General features: G+C 51.3%; 24 protein-coding genes. 4 read left to right on the top strand and 20 right to left on the bottom strand.

Going from position 1 to position 26,313, the window contains the following annotated elements; translation table 11 throughout:
• Positions 1-36: 36 nt before the first annotated feature.
• Both mfd and P8T57_RS19175 read right to left on the bottom strand, forming a co-directional pair.
• Positions 37-3,534, bottom strand: a complete 3,498-nt coding sequence (gene mfd, locus P8T57_RS19180) for a transcription-repair coupling factor (RefSeq protein WP_341364033.1) — start codon at positions 3,532-3,534, stop codon at positions 37-39.
• 4 nt (positions 3,535-3,538) lie between these two features.
• A complete protein-coding gene (locus P8T57_RS19175) occupies positions 3,539-3,814 on the bottom strand; it encodes a succinate dehydrogenase assembly factor 2 (RefSeq protein WP_007089584.1) in 276 nt (91 codons plus the stop codon).
• Between the two features lie 232 nt (positions 3,815-4,046).
• Between P8T57_RS19175 and recG the strand changes: the two genes are divergently transcribed.
• Positions 4,047-6,134, top strand: coding sequence for an ATP-dependent DNA helicase RecG (recG, locus tag P8T57_RS19170; RefSeq protein ID WP_114093433.1), 2,088 nt, complete (start codon positions 4,047-4,049; stop codon positions 6,132-6,134).
• Positions 6,135-6,192: 58 nt separating this feature from the next.
• Here the strand turns inward: recG and P8T57_RS19165 are convergent, their stop codons facing one another.
• A complete protein-coding gene (locus P8T57_RS19165) occupies positions 6,193-7,041 on the bottom strand; it encodes a DUF502 domain-containing protein (protein ID WP_007089586.1) in 849 nt (282 codons plus the stop codon).
• A gap of 199 nt (positions 7,042-7,240) precedes the next feature.
• Between P8T57_RS19165 and P8T57_RS19160 the strand changes: the two genes are divergently transcribed.
• Together P8T57_RS19160 and P8T57_RS19155 are read left to right on the top strand one after the other, a co-directional pair.
• On the top strand, positions 7,241-7,507 hold the full coding sequence (locus tag P8T57_RS19160) for a hypothetical protein (RefSeq protein ID WP_007089587.1): 267 nt from the start codon (positions 7,241-7,243) through the stop codon (positions 7,505-7,507).
• A complete protein-coding gene (locus tag P8T57_RS19155; protein WP_007089588.1) occupies positions 7,497-7,943 on the top strand; it encodes an NUDIX hydrolase in 447 nt (148 codons plus the stop codon). The genes P8T57_RS19160 and P8T57_RS19155 overlap by 11 nt, the downstream gene beginning before the upstream one ends.
• A 71-nt stretch (positions 7,944-8,014) precedes the next feature.
• Here the strand turns inward: P8T57_RS19155 and rpoH are convergent, their stop codons facing one another.
• Complete coding sequence (rpoH, locus tag P8T57_RS19150; protein ID WP_037992565.1) at positions 8,015-8,884, bottom strand: RNA polymerase sigma factor RpoH; 870 nt, start codon at positions 8,882-8,884, stop codon at positions 8,015-8,017.
• 594 nt (positions 8,885-9,478) lie between these two features.
• Between rpoH and P8T57_RS19145 the strand changes: the two genes are divergently transcribed.
• Positions 9,479-10,018 (top strand): YchJ family protein, encoded by a 540-nt coding sequence (locus P8T57_RS19145; RefSeq protein WP_233421868.1) that lies wholly within the window; start codon positions 9,479-9,481, stop codon positions 10,016-10,018.
• Here the strand turns inward: P8T57_RS19145 and P8T57_RS19140 are convergent.
• From P8T57_RS19140 to P8T57_RS19065, 16 genes are all read right to left on the bottom strand, one after another.
• The gene (locus P8T57_RS19140) at positions 10,015-10,434 is read right to left on the bottom strand and encodes an NUDIX domain-containing protein (RefSeq protein ID WP_233421867.1); all 420 of its coding nucleotides are present in this window, start codon (positions 10,432-10,434) and stop codon (positions 10,015-10,017) included. The genes P8T57_RS19145 and P8T57_RS19140 overlap by 4 nt on opposite strands.
• A 103-nt stretch (positions 10,435-10,537) precedes the next feature.
• Positions 10,538-11,410 carry a hypothetical protein gene (locus P8T57_RS19135; RefSeq protein ID WP_051682431.1) on the bottom strand — a complete coding sequence of 291 codons (873 nt, stop codon included), beginning with the start codon at positions 11,408-11,410 and terminating at the stop codon, positions 10,538-10,540.
• A gap of 147 nt (positions 11,411-11,557) precedes the next feature.
• Positions 11,558-12,082 carry a single-stranded DNA-binding protein gene (gene ssb, locus P8T57_RS19130; RefSeq protein WP_007089593.1) on the bottom strand — a complete coding sequence of 175 codons (525 nt, stop codon included), beginning with the start codon at positions 12,080-12,082 and terminating at the stop codon, positions 11,558-11,560.
• Positions 12,083-12,141: 59 nt separating this feature from the next.
• Entirely contained in the window at positions 12,142-12,615 is a 474-nt protein-coding gene (locus P8T57_RS19125; RefSeq protein ID WP_007089594.1) for a GAF domain-containing protein, read from the bottom strand.
• Positions 12,616-12,784: 169 nt separating this feature from the next.
• Positions 12,785-13,855: a sn-glycerol-3-phosphate import ATP-binding protein UgpC gene (locus P8T57_RS19120; protein ID WP_007089595.1), complete on the bottom strand. Its 1,071-nt coding sequence runs from the start codon at positions 13,853-13,855 to the stop codon at positions 12,785-12,787.
• 63 nt (positions 13,856-13,918) lie between these two features.
• Entirely contained in the window at positions 13,919-14,773 is an 855-nt protein-coding gene (gene ugpE / locus P8T57_RS19115) for a sn-glycerol-3-phosphate ABC transporter permease UgpE (protein ID WP_007089596.1), read from the bottom strand.
• Positions 14,774-14,784: 11 nt separating this feature from the next.
• Positions 14,785-15,663 (bottom strand): ABC transporter permease subunit, encoded by an 879-nt coding sequence (locus P8T57_RS19110; RefSeq protein WP_007089597.1) that lies wholly within the window; start codon positions 15,661-15,663, stop codon positions 14,785-14,787.
• Positions 15,664-15,743: 80 nt separating this feature from the next.
• The gene (ugpB, locus tag P8T57_RS19105) at positions 15,744-17,042 is read right to left on the bottom strand and encodes a sn-glycerol-3-phosphate ABC transporter substrate-binding protein UgpB (RefSeq protein WP_007089598.1); all 1,299 of its coding nucleotides are present in this window, start codon (positions 17,040-17,042) and stop codon (positions 15,744-15,746) included.
• A 442-nt stretch (positions 17,043-17,484) separates the two neighbouring features.
• Positions 17,485-18,345, bottom strand: a complete 861-nt coding sequence (locus P8T57_RS19100) for an ABC transporter permease (protein WP_341364032.1) — start codon at positions 18,343-18,345, stop codon at positions 17,485-17,487.
• A gap of 14 nt (positions 18,346-18,359) precedes the next feature.
• On the bottom strand, positions 18,360-19,241 hold the full coding sequence (locus P8T57_RS19095; RefSeq protein WP_341364031.1) for an ABC transporter permease: 882 nt from the start codon (positions 19,239-19,241) through the stop codon (positions 18,360-18,362).
• Complete coding sequence (locus tag P8T57_RS19090; RefSeq protein ID WP_341364030.1) at positions 19,238-20,350, bottom strand: ABC transporter ATP-binding protein; 1,113 nt, start codon at positions 20,348-20,350, stop codon at positions 19,238-19,240. Before P8T57_RS19090 ends, P8T57_RS19095 begins: the two co-directional genes overlap by 4 nt.
• 133 nt (positions 20,351-20,483) lie before the next feature.
• Positions 20,484-21,572: an extracellular solute-binding protein gene (locus P8T57_RS19085; protein WP_341364029.1), complete on the bottom strand. Its 1,089-nt coding sequence runs from the start codon at positions 21,570-21,572 to the stop codon at positions 20,484-20,486.
• 306 nt (positions 21,573-21,878) lie between these two features.
• Positions 21,879-22,997: a sn-glycerol-3-phosphate ABC transporter ATP-binding protein UgpC gene (gene ugpC, locus P8T57_RS19080; RefSeq protein ID WP_341364028.1), complete on the bottom strand. Its 1,119-nt coding sequence runs from the start codon at positions 22,995-22,997 to the stop codon at positions 21,879-21,881.
• A 27-nt stretch (positions 22,998-23,024) separates the two neighbouring features.
• Entirely contained in the window at positions 23,025-23,876 is an 852-nt protein-coding gene (locus P8T57_RS19075) for a carbohydrate ABC transporter permease (protein WP_341364027.1), read from the bottom strand.
• Positions 23,877-23,888: 12 nt separating this feature from the next.
• A complete protein-coding gene (locus tag P8T57_RS19070; protein ID WP_037992557.1) occupies positions 23,889-24,827 on the bottom strand; it encodes a sugar ABC transporter permease in 939 nt (312 codons plus the stop codon).
• 190 nt (positions 24,828-25,017) lie between these two features.
• Positions 25,018-26,280 (bottom strand): ABC transporter substrate-binding protein, encoded by a 1,263-nt coding sequence (locus P8T57_RS19065; protein WP_037992556.1) that lies wholly within the window; start codon positions 26,278-26,280, stop codon positions 25,018-25,020.
• Positions 26,281-26,313: the final 33 nt, after the last annotated feature.

Here is a 26,313-nt window from a genome sequence, read left to right as displayed (position 1 = left end):
AAAAGGCAGGTCCTGAACGGGTACCTGCCTTTTTCGTTATGCTTTTGCAGCAATATCGGCCAAGCGACGCATCAGGCGCTTTAAACCTTCCAATCGATCTGTCGGACCATCCCACCCTGCAGCATAAACGATCTTGTGATCCGGGCGCAAACGCGCCACGCCAACCTGTTGCTGGATAAAACCAACCAGACCGGCCGGGTTCGGGAATTCATTATTCCGAAGCGTGACAAGCGCCCCTTTGGGGCCGGCATCGAGTTTTTCAACATTGGATGTGCGGCACCATTGTTTGATCGTGACCACGTCCAAAAGGTTTTCGACCTCTTTTGGCAGCTTGCCAAAGCGGTCAATCATCTCGGCGGCAAATTGGTCAACTTCCTCGCGGGAACGCAGTTCTGAAATACGACGATAAAGGCCGAGCCGCACGCCAAGATCGGGCACATAACGATCCGGTATCAGCACCGGCATTCCGACATTGATCTGCGGAACGAAGGATGCCGCATCATCTGCCTCGATTTCGCCCTTGGCCTCGGCCACGGCTTCTTCGATCATCTGCTGATAAAGTTCGATACCGACTTCCTTGATATGGCCGGATTGTTCCTCGCCAAGCAGGTTCCCTGCTCCGCGAATATCAAGGTCATGGCTGGCAAGATTGAAACCGGCACCAAGACTGTCAAGCGTCTGCATGACTTCAAGTCGCTTTAACGCGGTTGCTGTAAGCTTCTTGCCATTTGGCAATGTCAGATAGGCATAGGCACGCTGTTTTGATCGACCGATACGCCCGCGCAACTGATAAAGCTGCGCCAAACCAAACATGTCGGCGCGATGTATGATCATGGTATTGGCGTTCGGAACATCGATGCCGGACTCGATAATATTGGTCGCAAGCAACAGATCAAATTTGCGATCAGTGAAATCGGTCATCACCTGTTCAAGGTCACGAGGCCCCATCTGGCCATGTGCAACGTCAAACTTGATTTCAGGCACAAGTGTTTCAAGTTCCTTGGCAACCCGTCCAAGTTCATTGACCCTTGGGCAGACATAGAAGATTTGCCCGCCACGATGACGTTCACGCAATATCGCTTCGCGCACGACAACCGGATCATATGGCGTGATATAGGTCCGAACCGCAAGACGGTCGACCGGCGGTGTCGCAATAATCGAAAGTTCTTTCACTCCGGTCAGGGCGAGCTGCAATGTGCGTGGGATCGGCGTCGCTGTTAATGTCAGTACATGGACATCGGTTTTAAGCTCTTTCAGGCGTTCCTTATGCTTGACGCCGAAATGCTGCTCTTCATCGATGATCAGAAGTCCAAGATCTTTGAACTTTACACCGTTACCCAACAGGGCGTGCGTGCCACACACAATGTCGACATGCCCGCTTTCAAGGTTGTCCTTGACCAGTTTAGCGTTCTTGCCCGTTACCAGACGTGATAGTTGCTCTACCCGCACCGGAAGCCCGTCAAAGCGCTGCTTGAAGGTCAGGTAATGCTGACGGCATAGCAATGTGGTCGGTGCAACAATCGCAACCTGTTTGCCCGACATTACGGCGGCAAAGGCTGCGCGCAATGCGACCTCTGTTTTGCCAAAGCCAACGTCCCCGCATACAAGACGATCCATCGGCTTTCCTGCGGCCAGATCGTCAAGCGTATCGCGAATGGCACGTGCCTGATCTTCGGTTTCAGCAAACGGGAAGCTTGCACAGAATTCGTCATAACTTCCCTCGGGGGCGGTCAAGGCCGCCCCTTTGCGCAGATGGCGTTCGGCGGCAACCTTTATCAGCTTGCCTGCCATATCGCGAATGCGCTCGCGCAATTTGGCCTTGCGGGCCTGCCAGGCAACGCCGCCAAGTTTATCAAGGATCGACAGCCCCTCGTCCGAGCCATAGCGCGATAGAACTTCGATATTCTCAACCGGAACAAAAAGCTTGTCACCGCCATCATATTCCAGTTCCAGACAATCGTGAGGCGCACCACCCGCCGTAACGGTCCGAAGACCAAGATAACGACCGATCCCGTGGTCAAGATGGACGACAAGGTCCCCCTCTGAAATCTCGGATGCTTCACGCAGGAAGTTTTCAGCCTTGCGACGTCGTCCGCCTGGACGGCTCATACGATCGCCCAGAATATCCTGTTCCGAAAGTATCCAAAGACCGTCACGGCGGAACCCGTGTTCAAGATCGAGAATAACAACAGCAAGCTGTTCTGGCGTCAGATCGTCAGTAACATCTTCCCAGCATTCTGCCGTAACAACCTTTGCAACTCCATGTTCGCGCAGAACCGAAACCATACGGTCACGTGATCCATCGGAATAAGCTGCGATAACAACCTGTTGATTCTTTCCACGTTGGGCGACGATGAAATCACGCAATTCATCATAAAGATTGGTATCGGCCCGTGCCCGAACATCACCAAAGTCGCGCCCGGGACGCGCCCCCATGTCAAAAACGGCACGCTCAGCACTTTCTTCTTCGTAGTAAGGTGAAAGTTCTAGAACCGTGCGATCATTCAGCATCCGGTCAAATTCGGCCTGATCAAGGTAAAGCCGCTCGGGCGGCACAGGTTTATAAACATTGTCCCCCGAAAGCCCGCCGCCCTTTATATTCAGGCGTGCCTGATAATAATCGTCAATCATCTCAAGGCGGTTTTCGATGACCTCGCCATATTGATGATCAAGGCTGACCATTACACCCGGAAGATAGGCAAATACAGTGTCCATACCGTCGTGGAACAACGGCAGCCAATGCTCCATGCCACCATATTTCAAGCCGTTACTGATCGATTCATAAAGTGGATCAGTTTGCGATACGACGCCAAAAAGTTCGCGATATCCGCTGCGGAACCGGGAAATGCTTTCGTGATCCAGAAACACTTCGCCAACGGGCAGAAGGGCGATTTCGTTGATCCGTCCGACAGTGCGCTGGGTTTCAACGTCAAACCGGCGAATGCTTTCGATCTCGTCACCAAAGAAGTCAAGTCGCACAGGCTCTTTCATGCCCGGCGCAAAGATATCAACAATATCACCACGAACCGCGTAATCACCGGGCTCCATAACCTGTTCGGCACGATTATAGCCCATCCGATCAAAATAGCCGGTCAGATCGGCGCGGGAATGCTCCTGTCCTGATTTAAAGGTCAGTTTGCCATCGCGCATAACATCTACCCGCGGGACGCGTTGCATGACCGCCGCTGCTGTTGCCAGAACGATACGTCCCTGCCCGCTGGCCGGTTTGATATCCTCAGCCAGTGTCGTCAATGTTTCAACCCTGCGTGCCGTAACTTCGGCAATCGGTGAAACCCGGTCGTAAGGCAAGCAATCCCATGCCGGAAGGGTCAAGACTTCGACCTCGCCCGCAAAGAAAGCAAGTGCCTCGGCAAGCTGGGCCATGCGTTTGTCATCGCGCACGATATGCAGGATTGTGGCGTCGTTTGCCGATGCATCCAGCAATTCGCGCAACAATAAAGCGTCGGCACCCTCGGGAACACCACACAGCCGCTTGCGACCTTTTGTTGAAATGATTTCTTTTAATTTATTCAATTTCTTATCTGGCGTTGCTAAGTTCCTGAATCATGTGCAGCACGTCGGTATCATATTCCTCCGGTGCCTGCTCTTTGCCCGTTGCCCACTTAAAGAAATCGGCATCGGGAACATCATTCATCAGGATTTCAAAACGTTCGAGCTGTTCTTCTGACAGGGTGGCAAGGTGCGCCTCCATGAAACGACCGATCAGGATATCGTTTTCCTTGGTACCGCGATGGCCGCCGCGAAACAGCAATTTCTTGCGTCGGACTTCAAGTTCTTTGCTGTCGATACTCACGTTCATCTCCTGTCTTTTCTGATCACTGTGCATCGGCATAAAACCAAAGGCACAGTTTGTCTTTTGTGGCATGGTTTGTACGGTAAATTCGCCAATTGGTCCATGCTGTCATCCATCCAATTTGCATTGGCTCGTGACTTGTCGGTTGTCGCACGATAATTTTGTTGTATACCCAGCACCTAAACCGATTTGTTCTATTAACGTTCTTATCCGAAAACACAACGAAACCGTCATGCGCCCGGAAATATTGTTCCCGCTTTTTGCTGAAATCGACAGCCTGCCCGGCATTGGTCCGCGCCTGAAGCCTTTGCTTGCGCGGTTGATCGGCGGCGAACATGTGGTCGATTTGCTGTGGCATCTGCCATCGGGGCTGATTGATCGACGTTTTTCTCCGCCTCTAACAGAAACAATTGATGGATCGATTGTTACGCTGGATGTCTGGATCGAACGCCATGATGCACCGCCAAATCGGCGCCGCCCGTATCGGGTCATTTGCAAAACTCAAAGTGGCCCTCTGGTTTTGGCATTTTTCAATGCCAGGGCCAAATATCTGAACGAAGTTCTGCCGGTTGGTGAAAAGCGTATCATCTCGGGCAAAATTGATCATTATCGCGGTGAATACCAGATCACCCATCCTGACCGAATTGGTACCGAGGCCGAGCGTGATGAAATTCAAACCGTGGAGCCTGTGTACCCGATGTCAGCTGGTGTCACGGGTAAAACTCTTACCAAATCAACTCGTGCGGCTCTTGCGATGGTACCGGAGCTCCCGGAATGGCATGACCCCGCCCTACAGGCACGGCACAAATGGCCTGATCTGAAGTCCGCCCTGCATCAGGTTCATAACCCTGAAAATGATGGCGACCTGTCACCTGACCACCCTGCCCGCAAACGACTTGCCTATGACGAACTGCTGGCAAACCAGCTTGCCCTTGCGCTTATTCGAGCAAAGATGCGGAAGCTGGGCGGACGAGCAACAAACGGTGATGGCCGTTTGCGCAAGGCACTTGAAGCAGAACTTCCCTTTGCCATGACAGATGCGCAGCAACGCGCACTGAAAGACATTTACGAAGACATGGGTGGCAACGGACGCATGCTACGCCTGCTTCAGGGGGATGTTGGCTCTGGAAAAACGGTTGTCGCCCTGATGGCCATGCTGAATGCAATCGAAACAGGCAGTCAGGCTGCTTTGATGGCGCCGACTGAAATTCTTGCCCGTCAGCATTTTGAAACGATCACCCCGCTTCTTGAAAAGATCGGTGTTACCTGCGCAATCCTGACGGGTCGTGATAAAGGCAAAAGTCGTAAAGCTGCGCTCGAAGGTTTTGCAGATGGCACTTTTCAGATTGCCGTTGGTACGCATGCACTGTTTCAGGAAGACGTGAAATTCCGCGATCTGGCTTTCGCCGTTGTCGATGAACAACATCGATTTGGCGTCCATCAACGTTTGATGCTGGCTGGCAAAGGACAGGCTGTCGACGTACTGGTCATGACGGCAACACCGATCCCCAGAACCCTGACCCTAACGGCCTTTGGGGATATGGAAGTATCGCGATTGGATGAAAAACCACCAGGAAGAAAGCCCGTTGATACACGTGTCCTGCCCGCTGACAAAGCGGATGACGTGATATCAGGCATCGGGCGTGCCATGCGCACCGGAACCAAGATTTACTGGGTATGCCCGTTGGTCGAGGATTCCGAAATCCTTGACCTGCAGGCAGCAGAAGAACGTTATCGCATTCTGGTCGAACTTTTTGGCGAAAGTCGTGTCGGGCTTGTCCACGGCAAAATGAAAGCCAAGGACAAGGACGCCGTGATGAAACGCTTCGCCCACGGTGATCTGTCAATTCTTGTCGCAACCACCGTGATTGAGGTTGGTGTCAACGTCCCGGAAGCGACAATCATGGTCATAGAACATGCTGAACGCTTTGGGTTGGCACAGCTGCATCAGCTACGCGGACGAATCGGACGTGGAGACGCGGCATCAACCTGTCTGCTGCTTTACGGTGCACCATTAGGCGAAATTTCAAAAGCTCGTCTGAAAATCATGCGCGAAACCGAAGACGGTTTTATCATTGCCGAAGAAGACCTTCGTTTGAGAGGCGCTGGCGAAGTATTGGGCACCCGGCAAAGCGGCTTGCAAGCCTATCGCCTAGCCAGTCTTGAGATGCATGGGGATTTGCTTGCAATTGCACGTGATGATGCCCGACTGATTGTCGAACTTGATCCCGATCTGCAAAAACCGCGCGGCGAAGCATTGCGGTTGTTGCTGTATCTTTTCGAGCGCGACGAAGCCGTTCGCTATTTCCGGTCCGGCTAAAAAACAAGGGCGCTTGCAAATTGCGGCGCCCTTGTTTTTTGGTTTCAATTAAACCGCTTTACGCATCCTCGCGGCTTTTGTCATCGGTATTCTCGTTCCCCGGTTCGGGATGTTTGGAAACCAGAACCGGTATGTTTTCTTTTTCACGCAAAACATCTACGTCTTCGTATGTCTTTGCGGAAACACGCGGCTTGGCCTGAAGTTCAGCACTGCGACGATCAGTTGGTGTAACAATCCCGCCTGACATAACCATTTTGATCGCCTCTTCGACCGTCATATCAAGGATCACGATATCCCGGCGTGGCACGAACAAAAGGAATCCCGATGTTGGGTTTGGTGTGGTTGGCAAAAAGATATTGATAACCGTATCTTCCGTCAGGTTCTGCACTTCACCCTTTGTCTCGCCGGTAATAAAGCCAATAGCCCACATGCCGCGGCGCGGATATTCCAGCAAAACAGCCTGACGGAATGCATTTGACTGATTGGCCAGCACCGTTTCAAGTATCTGTTTGACCGCACCATAAATGCTGCGAACCGCAGGAATACGCGCCAGAATACGTTCATAAAGCTTGATCAGCGCGCGTCCGGCAAAGTTGGTGGTGAACCAGCCGACAACCGTAATGAAAATCAGGATCACCAACAAACCAAATCCCGGGATACCGTATTCCTGATAACCTTCGGGTAGGTAATAGACCGGGTTGTAATGCCCCGGAATCAGCGGCATGACCTTACTGTCGACGAATTCTATAAACCACCATGCCAGACCAAATGTAATAACAAGTGGCGCACTGACGAGAACACCTGTCAGAAAATAAGCACGCACACGGGCAAAAAAGCCCGGGCTGGGAAGGGCATGTCCGGCATTTTCGCTATCCGAATCATGTTGGTTATCGTGATTGGCGGTCATTGATCACCTGTGAAGAGACGTCGCATTACATCTTTTGACCTGTAATACATATTTGCATTCACCATTTGTCATTAACAGTATGGCAATGCTGCGACTATTAAGCTGGGAAACTCCCATTTATAGAGTGATAGCAGCATTCAAGTTTGTGGCGCAACCAAACAAAACAGGCGGCATCAACCGCCATTGAAAAGGAGTTGTTTTGCAGGTCTGGATTGTTGAATACATATACGATGATAATGGCTCTGTCGGTATCCGCACAGCGAAGGTAACAGCGCCCGATTATGAAACTGCACGGCAATTTGCCCTGGGTGACGCACCAGCAGTCGATTTCGTGATGTCTTTGCGTCCGGAATCCGAAGATCAGTTTCTTGGCCGACCTGCCATAAGGGCGCGGGAAATGACAGGAAAAGTCGCCCATGACGTTCCTGATCCGGATGAAGACATAGAAGATGAGGATGATGTCTGATATAGACGATAAGCGAGATTACCTTGCCAGACCGATCATCGGAGTTGGTGCTGTTATTTGGAATGACGAAAATGTTTTACTGATCAAACGGGGCAAGGCGCCAAGTAAAGGCAGTTGGAGCATTCCCGGCGGCGCACAGGAGCTTGGTGAAACATTGCGTGATGCGGTTCGGCGGGAAGTCCTGGAGGAAGCCGGTATCATCGTATCAACCCCGGTTCTGATTGATACAGTCGACCTGATCACGCCAGATGGCAATGGGCAGGTTCAATATCACTATACCCTGATCGACTTCGTCGCCGAAGCACAAGAAACCGATTTAAAGACTGGCGGCGATGCTGCCGATGCCCGCTGGGTGCCTTTCGTGCAGCTTGATGACTACAGGCTTTGGGACAAAACCAAAGACATCATTACCCGCTCGCGCGCTTTACGTCGGTAAATTCACCCCCCACGAAAACAAAAAGGCGACATCAGAAGATGCCGCCTTTTGATCGATTAGTGGAAATCTGATCACGCTGCAGCATGCTGCGTCAGAACAGATTCCTGAATTTTTTTGAATGCGCGCGCCTCAAGCTGACGAACACGTTCGCGACTTACGCCAAAGCGTTCGCCAAGTTTTTCAAGCGTAATCGGATCATCACTCAGGAAACGGGCTTCGATAATCTCACGCTCACGCTCTGGCAACTCACCCATCGCGCTTTTCAGCATGTCGTTATGTAAAACACGCTCCTCGGCATCTGCAACGATGCTTTCCGGGCTTGGTGCATCCGACGACAGAGTATCAAGATACTCCATGCCTTCGTCTTTCGGCATTGGTGTGTTAAGCGAGAAATCACGCGCTGCAAGGCGACGGTTCATTTCAAGCGCTTCTTTACCGGTCACGCCAAGCTTCTCGGCAACGGCATCTGCCTGTTCGGGTGACAGTTCGCCATTGTCATAGATGTTAAGCTGCTTTTTGGCTTTACGCAGGCTGAAAAACAGCTTTTTCTGCGCTGCCATGGTGCCAAGTTTCACCATCGACCAGCTGTGAAGGATATATTCGGTCACTGCCGCCTTGATCCACCACATTGCATAGGTCGACAGACGGAAACCACGTTCCGGATCGAATTTTTGAACAGCCCGCATCAAGCCGGTATTGCCCTCGGCCACCAGATCAGCCATTGGAAGGCCATAGCCCCGATAGCCGAACGCAATTTTTGCGACAAGACGCAAGTGACTTGTGACCAGCTTGTGAGCTGCATCCGTGTCATCATGCTCGTGATAGCGGCGTGCAAGCATATATTCTTCGTCTACGCTGAGCATCGGAAACTTCCAGACCTGTCTCAGGTAACCGGAGAAACCGTCGTCCTGCGGTACTGCAGGTAATTTAATCGTGCTCATATCATGTCCTCCAGAGAGGTTTACGCACCACGCCTGACAATTCTTCCTACGAATTCAAACAGACTTTAGATGACGCGCAAACACTGTCAGTTGTGACTTAAATCACGTGGACGACCGGCATTCATTTGGGGAAATGGTTTCGTCCGGTCGCAATTTCATCCCATAGGCCCTATGGGAGAGGACAGCAGACGCAAAGATAACGTATATTCATCGTGTCTCTTCCTTCCTCGAAGCAAATCGACAATTTACATGTCCGCCATTAGGCCGGAACATCATCCGGCGGTGCCATTGGGCCCCCACCCGCAAAAGTTAATATACCTAAATCCGACTAAATTCGTCAAGATAAACCTGACTGGATTTCAGCTATATTTAACTTTCAATATCAGTATTTTACATAATTTACCCGATAAACGCAGTCGGGAATTATCAATACCAATATCTTCACGCTAAAATCGATATACGGCAAAAAGAAGGCATACTGATTGTTTTTTGCAGCGTTTTAAGGCACCCCATAAAATGTGGTAATGGGACTGGTCGATACCCGCTCCTGTTGGGGCTGGTATGACACGACATTAACAATGCGTTTGAGCGAAAATGATTTATGTGACCAATGGACAGTTGCGATGTGCGATGCATAAACCTGCAGCCATAGGCCCCTGCCCTTGTGGAAAAGGCGAAAGTTTCGACAATTGCTGCGGGGCAATCCTGGCTGGAAAGCGAAAAGCCTCAACTGCCGAACAATTGATGCGTGCTCGTTACAGCGCATTTGTTTGCCGAGACGCGGATTACCTTCTGGCAACACTGGCTCCGGAAAAGGCATCAGGATTTGATCAGGATCAGATCAGGTCGGACAGATGCGAATGGACTGGACTGGAAATAATTGCGACGGATAAAGGCGGCATTCTTGATCAGAATGGTATTGTCGAATTCGTTGCCCGGTTTCGCGATAGGGGTACCGATCATGTCTTGCACGAAATATCCCGATTTGAACGCCGCAACGGGAACTGGCTTTATATAGATGGTAAATTTCCCGAACAACGAAACCTAAAAACTGTTCTTAACTCCGTCAACATTGGCCGCAATGATCCCTGCCCTTGTGGTTCGGGCAAGAAATATAAAAAGTGTTGCGGTTAAGGCGATGCCTGCTCTCCCGCAAACCCTACTTCAAGCGCCCAACGATGAAATGGCCGGATCAATTTTTGATGCGCATCATCATAGGCAAGCCAGATCAGTTCATGATCCGGTTCAACCGGCGGCCCAAGTCGTTCGGTGAACTCGCACAGGAAGAACACACCGCGCTTGAGCCGAAACCGGCCTTTGGTAAAATTGCTGACATATTGTGAAGCAATTCCAAGACGATTGCGAATATCTATCCTGTAACCGGATTCTTCATATGCTTCGCGATGCAAGGCATCACGCTCACTTTCGCCACGCTCGACCCCGCCCCCGATGAGAACAACGCCTTTGGGAGTGCGCGCAACCGCAACCTCACCGGCATCGTTGAGGATGACGGCATAGACACAGTCCTGCACGATGTAGTTTCTACCCATGTCCGGGTTACCAAAGATCGGTCCGACCAAATTTATATTCCCGGATTTGAATACCGCGCAAATGTTCAAACGAACACATTATATGTTTGAAGTTACAACAATTTCAAATTGCTCGCGCCTGATCAAGCAGCAATTGACAACGAACAGCATCCAGCCGTAATTCGCTTTGCCGGGCGGCGGCGAAGTGTCTTTTAAGGTCATCATTTGATACCGGCATTTCAAGACCGCCGAACTCGGATATCAGACGTTTGGCATGGTTTTCAGGCAATACCCGATCTTGAAACCTGCCCTTGGTCAGGAACCTCTCCGCTAACGCGAAATCGAGTTGCATATTGCGATACAGGATCGTCTGGTAATTCGCATGCGCTTCGGGCTTCCCGTCCGCCGAAACAAAGAAGATCGGGAACATAACGGCCAATTCAGGCAAAAGCCGGTTTGGATAGATATTACCCTTCCAGTATTTCTCAGCGAGCCCGGCATAGGTGTCATAGTCCGAGATCGAATAGAATCGGGCCTTGGCCAGCGGAAGGATTTCCACCTTTGGCTTGGTGATCGTCACTGTATCATTGGAAACATCGACGTAAAGATCGCCGAACTGGAAAGCATTCTGAAAATATTCGTGTCGAAGATTGCCCCAAACACGTTTGGCTATTCCACCATTCAGACAAAAATCTCGTAACGCGCCAATCCCCACGGTCTGTGGCGCCTGCAACTCATGCTCCAAAAGCTCTTTGACGCCTTTGGTGATTTCATAGCAGTATCCTTGGGGATATTCGCCTTTTTTCGGGTGCCGGGCCTGATCAAACTCACGATCAAACTGCAATCTCAGACGTAGCAAGTCGTCTTGCAATTTCCGGATGTGCGGCAACAGAAACTTCTTTGTCAGCTTCACCTGCTTGAAGTTCGTCGGCATTAGCTGTTCTTCTTCTGCCTGCTGCTTTATGAAATCAAGGGTCAACTTGCCATTCGATGTCATGGGAATGCTACTTTTCACAGATGCGAGGCTGGGAACCGGAAGATCGGCTGGGTGGCTTATTCAGATGCACTCTTCTGGCATGAACAAAAATGCCCCCGGAAAAGCAAGTTCCCGAGGGCATCAACAAGTCTTGCAACCAACCGCGTCTTAGAACGGAATTTCGTCATCAAGGTCCGGTGCTCCGGCAGGCGCAGAACCGCCGCCCGACGAGCTACCATTGCCCCAACCGGCATCCGATCCGCCGCCATAACCGCCACCATTGTCCGATCCATAGCTGCCGCCAGAGCTTGCGCCGCCGCCACCCATGCCGCCGCCTTCGCCGCGGTTGTCGAGCATGGTCAGGTTCGAGTTGAATCCTTCAAGCACGATTTCAGTGGTGTAATTGTCCTTGCCGTCCTGCCCCTGCCATTTGCGGGTGCGAAGCTGGCCTTCGATATAAAGCTTGCTGCCTTTTTTCACAAAGCGTTCAACCACATCGGCCAAACCTTCGTTGAAAACGACGATGCGATGCCATTCGGTGCGCTCGCGACGCTCGCCCGACTGGCGGTCTCGCCACTGTTCCGAGGTCGCAATGCTGAAATTGGCAATCTTTTTGCCAGCCTGGGTGAAACGAATTTCAGGATCGCGGCCGAGGTTCCCGACGAGAATGACTTTATTGACACTGCCAGCCATGGGTTATCTTCCAAAGTTTGTGTTGTCCGCCGTTTCGTATGAACGAAACTGGTGAGTTATCATTGCGCAAAAATGCGCTGCATTAAAGTTTCAAGTGCGATGCGATCAGTATCGTCGAACGAACCAGCCTCGACACTATCGACGTCGAGCACCGCAATCAACTGTCCTTGCGCATTCAGCACCGGCACGACAATCTCGGAGTTCGACCGGCTGTCACAGGCGATATGCCCCGGAAAAGCGTGAACATCTTCAACAACCTGGGTTTTGAGCGTCGCAGCAGCTGTGCCGCAAACACCGCGACCAAACGGAATGCGCAGGCACCCCAAAGTCCCCTGATAAGGCCCGACGACCAGTTCATTTTCTTTCGCTGGATCAACGATATAAAAGCCAGTCCAGAAATAATAGTCGAACTTTTGTGCAAGAATACAGCTGATTGTCGCCATCAGCGCGGTGACGTTGGTTTCACCCTCGGTGATGCTGATCAGTTCTTTTTCAGCTTCCTGATAAAGAACCTGTTTCTGTTCGGCGTTCACATGATGCTCCTGCGTTGTATGGCCAAGGAACTACCTGCTTGGCTGTATCGAAACAAGGACAAAATTAACCCGGTTACGCATTCCCTCCGTCTAAAAAACAGCCCCGGCACGATAGACGCACCGGGGCCGCTGCAGACCGGCTTGCGACGAACCAGAGATCAAATCAAGATCAGAGACGCTTGCCACTGTCCCTGTCAAACAGATGCACCTGATCGGTTGTGGTCGAAAGTGCCAGTTCCTGTCCTTTGGCAAACTGATGCGTGCCCTGCATGCGCAACGTCACACTTTCATTCTTTTCACCGAATTCAAGATAGACCAGCGTTTCCGCACCAAGCGATTCAATCATTCGAACCCTGGCCTTCAATGCACCACTGCCATCGACAGTCAGGGTAAAGTGTTCTGGACGGACCCCGACCACCAGTTCTCGACCGGCCTCGATCTGATGATCAAGATCGATCTTGCTGCCATCGCCGATAACGACGTGGCTTTTGTCATCCGAAACCGTCCCGTTCAGGAAGTTCATTGACGGCGATCCGATGAAGCTTGCGACAAAGAGGCTGGCCGGTTTTTCATATATTTCAATCGGCGTACCAATTTGTTCGGCAACGCCGGCATTCATGACAATCAGGCGATCTGCCAGTGTCATGGCTTCGACCTGATCATGCGTCACATAAACTGACGTAATTCCAAGACGTTGTTGAAGGTTCTTGATCTCAAGTCTCATATCGACACGAAGCTTTGCATCAAGGTTCGACAGCGGCTCATCAAACAGAAAAACCTTTGGTTCGCGCACAATTGCACGCCCCATTGCCACACGCTGGCGTTGCCCGCCCGAGAGCTGCTGCGGTTTGCGTTCCAGATAATCGTCAAGCTGCAGAATCTTGGCGGCATCTCGAACGCGGGTGTCGATTTCCACCTTGCTGTATCCGCGATTTTTAAGACCATATGCCATGTTGGCATAGTTGGTCATATGCGGATAAAGCGCATAGTTCTGAAACACCATCGCGATGTCACGATCAGCCGGCGCAACATTGTTGACAACCCGGTCATCGATTTTGATCTCGCCACCTGTAATGCTTTCAAGGCCCGCGATCATTCGCAGAAGTGTTGATTTGCCACAGCCCGACGGGCCGACCAGAACGGTGAATTCCCCGTCACCAATATGAAGATCGATACCATGCAAAGCCTTGAAGCCGTTGTCATAGGTTTTTTCAGCCCGATTAAGGGTAACAGTTGCCATTTTCGTATCCTGTATGCGGATCTGTGTATCTTTAAATCACTGATATCAAATGGTTGATCGAGCCTATTTTTCGGTTTCGACCAGACCTTTTACGAACATTCGCTGGAAAATCACCACCACCAGTACCGGCGGGATGGTTGCCATGATTGTCAGTGCAAATGCCTTGGGGAACTGCGGAATCTGGCCGCCTTCATAAAGCGAATTATAAACCTGCTTGATCCCGATCACGATGGTGTAAAGCTGATCATCAGTAGTCATCAGCAACGGCCACAGATACTGGTTCCAGCCAACCACAAACATGATGATAAAGATCGCGGCAATCATGGTGACCGAAAGCGGCACCAGGATATCGATGAAGAAACGAAGCGGCCCTGCCCCATCCAGACGCGCGGCTTCCAAAAGCTCATCCGGAACAGATCGGAAAAACTGACGGAAGAAAAACGTACCCGTTGCCGACGCAATCAGCGGTAGGATCAAGCCGGTATAGGTATTGAGTAGCCCAAGGCTTGATACCACCTCGTAGGATGGCACAATTCGCACTTCAAGAGGCAGCAAAAGGGTCGAGAAAATGACCCAGAATATCGGCACCGCAAGCCGGAAGCGGAAATAGACGATCGCATATGCCGCCATCATTGAAATGATGACTTTGCCAATCGCAAAGCCAAGTCCAAGAACCATGCTATTAAACAGCATTTCAAGCGCCGTAACACGGCCTTTTGTTGCCGCCGTGTCAAACAGGATCGCGCCGTAATTTTCAAGGAAATGTCCGCCAAACCAGAACTGCAAGCCGTTCTGAAACAGAAATTCACGCGTATGGGTCGATGAAACGAACGCAATCCATACCGGCAGGATCATAAAGAGCGATCCAAGAATAAGGATCACATGATTGGTAATAGAACGCCATTTTGACTGATACATGACGCGTCCCCCTAATAATGCACTTTGCGTTCGATAAATCGGAACTGGAACACAGTCAGCACGCTGACCATGATCATCAGCAGCACGGATTGCGCCGAACTACCGCCCATATCCGCTCCAAGGAATCCGTCGACATAAACCTTGTAAACAAGGGTTGCTGTCGCACCACCCGGTGATCCCTTGGTCGAAACATCGATGATCCCGAACGTTTCAAAGAACGCATAGGTAAGGTTGATCACCATCAGGAAGAATGTGGTTGGCGCCAGCAGAGGGAAGGTAATCGTCCAGAAACGACGTTCTGCACTTTTGCAATCCAGAGTGGCGGCTTCAGTTACCGATTTCGGAATTCCCTGCAAACCTGACAGGAAGAAAATGAAATTCACACTGACCTGTTTCCACACGGCAATCAGAGTCACGACAAATGCCGCATCATTGGCGTTCTGGATGTGATTGAACTCAAACCCGAAGCTGTTAAACAGCTTGTATAGATCGCCCATCAAAGGGTTGAACAACATATTGCCCAGCAAGCCAGCCACAGGCGGCGCAACGGCATATCCCCACATCAAAAGCGTTTTATATGATTTGGCTCCGCGGATCACTTCATCGGCCCGAACGGCAAGAAACAGCGAAATCGCGATGGAAATGAATGCCACAAGGAAGGAAAAGACAGCTGTGAAAATGGCTGACTTCAGCCAGCTGCTGCTCGAAAGCACATCCTCAAAATTTCGGAACCAAACAAACTGCGAGGACATGCCAAAGGCGTCCTCAAGCAGGAAAGACTGGTAAACTGCCTGTGCGGCAGGCCACAGGAAAAATATCGCAATAATCAGAATTTGTGGTGCCACAAAAAAGTATGGCACCGGGCTGTGCCCGAATTGTACGCGTTTCATTGCTGACGCAACCCCAAGACCGGTCCAGGAATCGAAAAACAGGGCGGCCGGTAAAAGCCGCCCTGTCAGCGAGATAATGCTTAGTTCGAATAGGTATCGTGGAAGCGTTTCAGAAGCGCATTGCCTTCTTCCTCGATCGTAGCAAAAGCTTGATCGATGGTTGCTTCACCATTCATCATCTTGTCGACTTCGCGATAGATGACTTCACGGATCTGAACGTAGAAACCAAGGCGATAACCTTTGGTCCACTCTCCACCTTCTTCGGAAAGCTGCTGAATGCCGACTTCGGCGTCCGGGCTTTCGTTATAGTAGCCTTCTTTCTTGGCAAGTTCGTAGGCCGCGGTGGTGATCGGAACATAACCGGTTTCTTTGTGCCAGTAGAACTGGGTTTCCGGTTTGGTCAGGAACTCGAAGAATTTGGCAACGCCGGCATCTTCTTCTGCACTGTGGCCAGAGAATGCGAACAGCGAGGCACCACCGATGAAGGTCGATTTCGGCGCGTCACCAACGCCTTCCCAATATGGAAGGGTCGAAGTGCCAAATTCAAACTGTGCAGATTTTTTAAGACCACCGAACGAGCCGGAAGAACCGAGCCACATTGCGGCTTTCTGCTGCAGGAAGGCGTCCTGGTTGGCGCCCCATGCGCGGCCATAGTAACCGAAATAACCGGCATCTTTCCATTCTTTGACGTGCTTCCAGTGATCTTTGAGCGCGTCATTGTTGTATAGAAGTTCAACATCCGTGCTGTCATAACCATTGTTGGCCGTTGCCATCTGAAGGTTGTGACGCGACATGAAGTTTTCAAAGAAGATCCACGGGCTGTGTGACTCGGCAAGGCCTTCGAAACCGGCTTCTTTCAGCTTCGGTGCGATTTCTTCGAATTCCTGCCAGGTTTTCGGCACCTCAACACCGGCTTTGGCCAGCGCATCTTTGTTGAAATAAAGCAGCGGGGTCGAGCTGTTGAACGGCATGCCAATCATCTTGCCGTCGGAATCGGCATAGAAGTAGCGAACCCCCGGGATGTAATCATTGATGTCAAACTTGACACCATTTGACTGCATAAGGTCCTGAACCGGTTTAACAGCGCCTTTGGCGTTAATGATGGTTGCAGCACCGGCATCGAAGATCTGGATGATGTTCGGCTGGTTTTTCGCGCGGAAAGCAGCAATACCGGCCGTCATCGTGTCTTCGTAACCGCCTTTGTTCACAGCAACCAGTTGGTATTCGTCCTGGCTGGCGTTGAAGTCGGCAGTGATCTGATTGACGACATCGCCCAGTGCGCCGTCCATGGCATGCCACCAGGTGATCTCGGTCGCAGCATTCGCTGTGCCGCCCAGTGCGAACACAGCTGCTGCTGCCATCAGGGTTTTGCGAAACATGATCTTCTATCTCCCAAATAAAAACTCGTTCGCGCCAACCGCCTGTTGATCGGTCGACACAACGCATTCGTTTTCATTCGAGGGGGACGTTTCCTCAAGTGACAGTTTTCGGAAATTTACTTTTGATGCGCGAAATGACCTTAAAAACTGTCAGTTTTTGATTTTCAGTGTGCATTCGACCCCTTCAAATGTTCATATGAACATCTCATAAATCGAACAGCTTGCAAAGGCTTTCAATCCTGATGAATGGCATAAATGTCTTTCACATGCGCACATTTAACATTTTCCCAGATTTTTCGGCACTTTCACAAATATTACAAAGTCATGCACTTGCAACAATGCATTGCAACAACTCCATTTGCATATGCAAAACGGGTACCCAAAGGATACCCGTTCAATGTTCATTTGCGAACATGGATCGCTGCATCTTGACGCTGTAATCTCAGGTGGAATTCCTGTCACGCTGAACAAAAACGGAAAGCAATGCCAAGCCGCCAGAAACCACCATAAGCAGCAGGGACAGCGCGTTCAGAACCGGTGTTGATCCCTGTTTGAGGCGGTCAAACATGGCAATGGTCAACGGCGCATCAGATCCGACTAGCATCAGTGTTGTGTTGAAATTTTCAAACGACATCAGGAATGCAACGATCCCCGCCCCGATCAATGCCGGTTTCAGGAATGGGATGGTAACCGTCCAAAGAGCTGCCTGTCGTGTTGCACCAAGATTAAGTGCGGCTTCTTCCAGGCTGATGTCAAATTTGCGAAGACGCGCAGAAATCACCAGCGTCGTTATCGTAGTGATAAAGGTAAATTGCCCGATAATCACCAGAAACAGCCCCGGTCGCAGGAAATCAATATCCCATCCAATCGCTTCTTCAATTCCGTTTGCAATGGCATTGGAAAAGACCAGAATCGATATGCCCAATATGACCCCGGGAATAACCAAGGGCGACAACGCCACCACATAAAGCAGATTTTTGCCCGGAAACTGCGCACGTTCAAACAGGAACGCATTGCAGGTTCCGACAGTAACCGACAGCAAGGTCACCCAAAATGCGACAAAGGCTGAAACCCCAACGCTTTCCAGTAACTTGCCGTCATTGAATATTCCGATATACGGACCGTCGCTGCCAAAGAACCATTTGAGTGTGCCTCCCTCCCATGGCATGGACGGGAACAGGCTATCATTGAAGGCAAACACACCAACAACAATCAACGGCGCACTAAGGTAGATGAAAAATAGAGCGATATACCCTGCGTAAATGCCTTTGTAAAAGCGCGGCTGCGGAATGCTCGGAATCATGGCGGTTTCCTCCCTCAGCTCACGGTTTCTGAGAGTGTCTGGCGGCTCAGCTTCAGACCGATCCAAACAATCATCGATGACAGAACCAGCAACAGAAACCCGAATGCCGATCCGGATTCCCAGTTAAACCGCGTGATGAACTGTGTATAGATTTGCTCGGTAAACCAAAGGCTATCCTTGCCGCCCAAAAGATTCGGGGTCAGATAGTTACCAAGTGTCAGCATGAAAACAACGATGCAGCCTGACGCGATTCCGGGCATGGCATGCGGAATGACGATATCGCGTGTCACCGTGAATGCATTTCCGCCAAGGTCATAGCCTGCCTCAATCAAACTGTCGTCAAGGCTGTCAAGTACTGACACAAGAGGCACGACCATGAACAACATCGACGTGTATACAAGCCCCACCATGATGGTGGCATCATTATAAAGCATCTCAACCGGCCCATCGGTGATCACGGCCCATTGCAGGAAATTGCTGATCACACCGCTTTCGCGCAGCAAAATCATCCAGCCAAACGTCCGCACCAGCTCTGATACCCAGAACGGGATCAGACATAGCAGGAACAAAACATTCTTGCCTTTGCCCCGCATGACTTTGGCGATGTAATAGGAAACAGGAAAACCGATCAAAAGCGTAAGTACGGTCGCCATGATCGACATCACCGCCGTTCGAACATAGGTGTTCCAATAAAGCGGCTCGACAAAAAACTCGGTGTAATTGATCAGGCTGAATTCGTACTTGCCATATGAAATCCGTTCACGCAGCGACACAAGCAACAAGTCGACATGCGGCAGGATCACCAGCAAAAACAGCCAAAGCAACAAGGGCATGGCCAGCAATAGCGCGCCAAAGCGAACAGCCCCGCCAGTGCCCGAGGATGCAGGATTTGTCATGCTGTCGCCTCTTGATTTTGTGCTGCGACAAAGCATCGGGTCTGTTCAGCCCCCCAGGTCAAATTGACCAGATCACCGGATTTCAGATTGGCAAAAACACCCGTTTGCGGTAACGCAACCGTCATTTCATGGCCCGTTGCCTTATCGCGGACCTGAACACTGCTGGCGGCACCATTAAACAGAACATTGTCAACTTTTGCGGCAATCGCATTGTCAGTCTTGCCCTGCCCGTCAATCGCGATGGCTTCCGGACGGACAAAAACATCAACAGGTTGCCCTTCAGCCAGTGTTGGATGAGTCTTGCGAGATGCCAGAACGGCCCCACCGGTCGGTAGATTGATAACGATATGATCGTCATGCGTCATGCCAACCGTCCCCTTCCAGCGATTGCTTTCTCCAACAAATCCGGCAACGAAAGCCGTATGCGGGTTGTAATAAAGATCCTGCGGAGCCCCAACCTGCTCAAACCGGCCTGCATTCATGACGGCCACCTGATCGGACATTACCAAGGCTTCGGATTGGTCGTGCGTGATGTAAACAAAGGTCGTGCCGATCTCGTGCTGCAATTGCTTGAGCTCCACCTTCATATGCTCACGCAACTTGAGATCAAGAGCGCCGAGCGGCTCATCAAGCAGCAGCACCGCTGGTTCCAGCACAAGGCATCGTGCAATTGCGATACGCTGTTTCTGCCCTCCAGAAAGCTGACTGATCTGTTTGGGGCCGGAATCCGGCAACCCGACACGTGCCAGTGTATCAATGACCTTTTTCTCGATTGTAGACCGATCAGCACCACGGCGTTTCAGTCCGTATGCCACGTTCTCCGAAACATTCATCATCGGAAACAGCGCCAGATGCTGAAATACCATATTCACCGGTCGACGGTTTGGCGGGACACCCAGCACCGATGATCCCTTGATAAGGATGTCGCCCGATGTCGGTGCCTGAAACCCGGCCAGCATGCGCAACAGCGTGGTTTTACCGCAACCACTTGGCCCCAGAATAGAAAAGAAGGACCCTTTGGGAATCGTAAGTGAAATCGAATCTACCGCGGTAAAAGCGTCAAACTTTTTGACCACGTCACGACATTCAAGGTCGAATTGATCTGCCATAGGAGCCTGCATGAAATGAATTACCGATGCCAGCTTGAACCCGGCTATCGCAGAAATGAAAAAATGCAATGTCCCCGGCAACATATGCCGGGGACATTATCATCCGATCCAAACAGGATCAGAACAGCTTGGCTTACGACTGTGCTGCTTTCACACGGTCAAGGGTCTTGCCTTCAAGGGTTTCCAGACCAGCCGGAACCGTCGGATACCATTTAATGTTGTCAAGGGCTTCGGCTGGGAAGCTTCCCTGGAACTGAGCCTTCAGCTTGTCATCCGCAAACTCGTCCGCACCTTTGGATGCGGTAAAGTTACCGGCACTTGCGGTAATTTTGGCAGCAATCTCCGGCTGCATGACGAAATTGATCCACTTGTAAGCAGCATCTTCGTTCTCGGATTTGCGCGGCAAGACGAAGGTATCGATCCAGCCCAATGCACCTGATGCAGGGGCAACAAAAGTAATGTCGGCGTTGTCGTTATTGAGTTTCCAGCCACCGGTATCCCATGCCATTGCGGCAACAACTTCGCCCGACCGCACAAGGTTAAGCAGTGCATCGCCGCCTTCCCAATAGGTTTTGACGTTTGGCTTGCACTCAACCAGCTTTTTCTCAACCGCATCAAGAATTTCCTGATACTTGGCTTCATCGCCATATGCCGCAAACGGGTCCATACCCATTGCAAAAGCAAATCCGATCAGGGTTGGACGTTTCAGGCGATAGGAAACCTTGCCCGAAATATCGGCATTGCAAAGATCGGTATAATCTTTGACGTCACCAGCTTTGGTCGTGTCAACGATCAGGCCACTGGTCCCCCAGACATGTGGGACACCATAAACCTCGCCATCAAGCGTGGTATTTTTCTTGGTTGCTTCCAGCATCGACGGAATGAACTTCGCAGCATCAATCTTGGAAAGATCAATCGGCTTGTAAATGCCATATTCGAGCTGTGCACCAGAAATGCGGTCCTGGGACGGCTGGGCAAGGTCGAAACCGCCACCACCGGTAGCACGCAGTTTGGAAATCATGTCTTCGTTGTTCGAAAGCGTGACTTCAACGTCGATTCCGGTCTCTTTCTCAAACATCTCGACGACGTCATCCGGGGCATATCCACCCCAGGTCAGCAAACGAAGCTCTTCAGCCTGTGCGTTTGCACCAAGCATCGCCATTCCGGCAAGAGCAGTAAGCCCCAGCAAAGAACCGCGCAGTCCGCCATGCTTTTTCGACATTATTTTACCTCTCTGTTGACGTGACGGCACTTCCCCTGTCCGGCGTCAATGCATTCTAGGGCATTGGTAACGTTCCGGGACAGCACCAGTATCGCAAGAAACTCTGTTGAAACGAAAGCAAAATCGATCATTTTGCGTTCTTTTGAACAATTCGTTTCAATTCTCGCCGTGAAACCGGACTTTCTGCAAGTTAAACTTATGCAACAATTTTTCGGAATTTCGGGACCCAAACACATCTGCTTGCAAATAAAAAAGGGGCAGCCAAACCGGCTACCCCTTCATAACTAAATATCTGGAAGCTAAACTCTATTCGTCGGCACTATATTCCGGCGGGCATTCCAGCTTGGCATAAGCCTTGCCGTCGACGTCAAACAGATGGGATGCCCCGGCTTCGGCTGCTGCACTAACAGTCTCGCCGATTTTAATACGGCTGTGGCCAGGGGCGCGAACCGTGAAGCGGTCGCCATTCGCGAGCTTGAGATACAAATAGGTAGAGTCGCCAAGTTTCTCGACAACATCGACCTCGCCGGAAATCGACAAATCCCCCTGCTCACCCGTTGACAGATGCTCGGGACGTACTCCCAGTTCGACATCCTTGCCGACATCACCTGCGGGCACATCAAACGGCAGAACAGCCTTGGCGCCTCCCGGCACGGTAACGGTTACCTTGCCCTGTTCGACGGCATCAATATGAACCGTTGTGAAATTCATTGCAGGCGATCCGATAAAACCGGCAACAAAGCGTGTTTGCGGATGATGATAAAGCTGCATCGGTGATCCGACCTGCTCGACATTGCCGGCATTCATCACAACGATCTTGTCGGCAAGCGTCATCGCTTCGACCTGATCATGTGTGACGTAGACAATCGTTGATTTTAGTTCCTGATGCAGCTTGGCGATCTCGATACGGGTTTGAACGCGCAACGCCGCATCCAGGTTCGACAGTGGTTCATCAAACAGGAAAACTTTCGGCTGACGCACAATGGCGCGACCAATTGCAACACGCTGACGTTGCCCGCCCGACAATTCAGAAGGACGACGATCCAGCAGCTTGTCCAGTTGCAGAATGCGGGCGGCTTCTCGTACCCGCTGGTCAATCGCGCTTTTGTCGTGATTGGCAAGCTTCAAGCCGAACGCCATATTTTTATAGACCGTCATATGCGGATAAAGCGCATAGGACTGGAATACCATCGCAATCCCCCGGTCGCGCGGGCTTTTGGTATTGACGATATCCCCGTCGATCATCAGATCACCACCGGTGATATCTTCCAGACCGGCAATGATACGCAGTAACGTCGATTTGCCGCAGCCGGACGGCCCAACAAATACGACGAACTCTCCGTCCTTCACATCCAGATCAATGCCATGCAGCACGTCAACAGCGCCATAGCTTTTGCGGATCTGGTCCAGTTTCAAATCAGCCATTTAGGTAAGCTCCTGTCACACCAATACTCATTTCACCGCGCCAGATGTCAGGCCGCGAATGAGTTGTCGGGAGAAAATCAGATAAAGAATCAGGATCGGAATGATCGCGAGGCTCAACGATGCCAGAACCGCGTTCCAGTCGGTAACGTACTGTCCAATGAATTGCTGGATACCAAGCGTAATGGTCTGCTTGCCATCCCCCGGGGCAAGGATCAGCGGGAACCAAAGATCATTCCAGATCGGGATCATGGTAAACACGGCGACCGTTGCCACGGCCGGTCGGATCAGCGGCAGGATAACTGCAAAGAAAATCTTGAATTCACCGACCCCGTCGCAACGGGCGGCTTCTTTCAAATCCTTGGGTATCTGGTGCATGAATTCGGTCAGGATAAAGATCGCCAAAGGCAACCCCTGCGCCACATAGACCAACACAAGTGCGGTCAACGTATTGATCAATCCCAACTCCACAATCAGGTTCAGGATTGAAACCGATCCCAGACGGATCGGAACCATGATGCCAACAGCGAGATACAGCGCAAGCCACGTATTGACCGGAAACTTGTATTCCGAAAGCGCCCAGGCGGCCATCGATGCAAGCAGCAGAACAATAACGATGGTCACGACGGTTACGGTAAAGCTGTTAAAGAAAAACAGCTCGAAATTCGACTTGGCCAGGACTTTGGTAAAACCGTCAAGACTAAAGGTTTCCGCATTCGGCAACCCCATCGGGTCTTTAAAAATACCTTTGCGGGATTTGAATGCGTTGATGATCACGAGAAAGATCGGATACAGCGCCACCAACGTGTAGGTCAGCAGGATCGCATGCACGATCACGGCACGCGACATGTCTTCCCTGCGAATATTTTTATTCATCATCATCTGGCCGCCTCCTTACAACTGGTAGCGCGCCAGACGGCGCTGCACGGCGAACAGATAGAACAGAACACCAGCAAGAATGATCAGGAACATCAGTGACGCGACCGTCGCCCCCAGGCTCGGATCGCCAAGCTGCAACTGGTAGCCAAAGAATGTGCGATAGAACAGTGTGCCCATGATATCGGTCGAGAAATTCGGACCGGCCAACGCACCCTTTACGGCATAAATCAGGTCGAACGCATTGAAGTTACCCACAAATGTCAGGATCGACACCATCGCAACCGTCGGCAGAACCAGCGGCAGCTTGATATGCAGAAACACCTCGAAATGGGTCGCGCCATCGACAATCGCCGCATCGACCAGATCATCGGGGATAGCCAGAAGGGCCGCATAAATCAGCATCAGCGGGATGCCGACCCACTGCCAGACCGAGATAAAGGAAAGCGTGATCAGGGCCGAACCTTCCTTGCCAAGCCACGGACCAAACAGTGATTTCAGGCCGAAAATATCAAGGATATCGACGCCCACACCCCAGACAGGGCTCAGGATCAGTTGCCAGATGAAACCGACAATCACCACCGACAGCATGGTTGGCATGATCATCATCGTGCGATAGGTGTTGCGGAACCTCAGTTGCGGAAGGCTTAAAATACCCGCAAGCGCGATCCCGATCGGGTTCTGCACCAGCATGTGAACCGCAAAGAATTTCATGTTGTTCCAGAAACTGTTCCAGAAGGTCGCCGACCAGTCCGGATCTCCCAGAATGGTTCGATAGTTATCGAAACCGACAAAGGCCATCTCCCCGCCGCTTGGCGTGGAATAAAAACTGAGACGTATGGAATCGATCAGCGGATAGATCATAAACAATGTGTAGATGATCGTCGCAGGTGCCAGAAAGGCAAACACAGGCAATTTTGCCTTGCGCCAATCGGTCATGGGCCCGGAATGCGCCATACCTTATCCTGTCTTTCTGAGATTAAGCGTACGGGGAACGCGCCCCCCGGTCGAAAGCGTTCATCTAAGCGCCTGATTGCAGTCCTGTCCGCCGGATCTGTCAATCAGCGTGATCTGCGGAACTGCAACATATTTTTGCGGATACAAGGATGGCAGGCGCAAGAAGTCACCTGCCATCTGTATTCAGGCCTTACTGATGCGGCGCATACCACTTCGCAAGTCCGGCTTCGGTAGCTTTGCCTGCCTCTTCCGGGGTAACGGTGCCGTTGATAACCTGTGCGGAAATGTTCCACAGTTCGTTTTCAAGGTTCGGCGTGCCGCGTGACAGAATCTGATACGAGTTACGAATGGTTGACTCGCATTTCTGACGCCAGCTGACGAACTCGTTGGCAACCGGATCGCTGATTTCAACCTTGTGGTTCGACAACGAGAAGAAGCCCGGCAGCGCGTTCGAATAAAGCGACGCAAATTCCGAACCGGTCATCCATTCGAGAAAGATCTTTGCTTCGGCGGCATTCGGCGATTTGGCATTCAGACCCAGCGCGATATCGGTATGATCACTGATATAGCAGGTATCCGAACCCGCAGCCGGTGGCGGTGGGAAGGCACCGAATTCAAAATCGGCCTGGCTGTTAAACAGGGAAATATCCCACGAACCGGCCGGATAAACTGCCGCGCGACCAAGCGAGAACAGGTTCTGCGCATCCGGATAGGAAATGGCTTCATAACCGTCCGGCAGATAGTTCGACCAGCTCGCCAGTTCAGTAAAGGTATCAATATACGGCTTGTCGGTGAATTTCTGGCTACCATCGATCAGGGCTTTACGGCCCTCTTCGCCTTTCCAGTAATTCGGACCAATGTTCTGGAAGCCCATTGTGGCGGCTTCCCACTGATCAGCAGTCCCCATTGCCATCGGGATATAGCTGCCTTCTTCCTTGATTTTATCAAGGGCGGCATAGAACTCTTCGCGGGTTTTCGGCACTTCTACACCGGCCGCCTCGAAGGCTTCCTTGTTATAGATAAAGCCATGAATAACCGATGCCATTGGCAGACAGAAGGTGGCGGAACCATCATCGGTCTGCCATGCGGATTTCGCAACGTCCGAGAAATTGTCCATCCCCTTGATATCATCAAGCGGTGCAAGATTTCCCTGCTTGTAAAGTTCAAGCGACGCATCGAACGGACGGCAGGTAATCAGATCGCCAGCAGTACCACCTGCGAATTTCGCATTGATCAGCGCGTTATAATCTGTCGGCGGGGTCGGCGAGAAAGTCACCTTGATTTCAGGATATTCCTTGTTAAAGGCCGGAATAATCTGATCATTCCAGATATCGATATCGTCGTTACGCCAGCTCTCGATCACGAGTTCGCCGGCAGATGCCATCAACGGAACCAGGGCGACACTTGCCGCCAGGGCCGCTGCCAGGCCTTTTGCAAACACTTTATTCGACATTTATGCCTCCTCTGATCAATGTCGGCGGACTGC

This window comes from Thalassospira sp. SN3W (assembly GCF_038070535.1).
In the GTDB taxonomy this organism is placed as follows: domain Bacteria; phylum Pseudomonadota; class Alphaproteobacteria; order Rhodospirillales; family Thalassospiraceae; genus Thalassospira; species Thalassospira xiamenensis.
The sequence above is the reverse complement of the archived record's forward strand: the minus strand, read 5'-3'. Positions and strand labels throughout refer to the sequence as shown.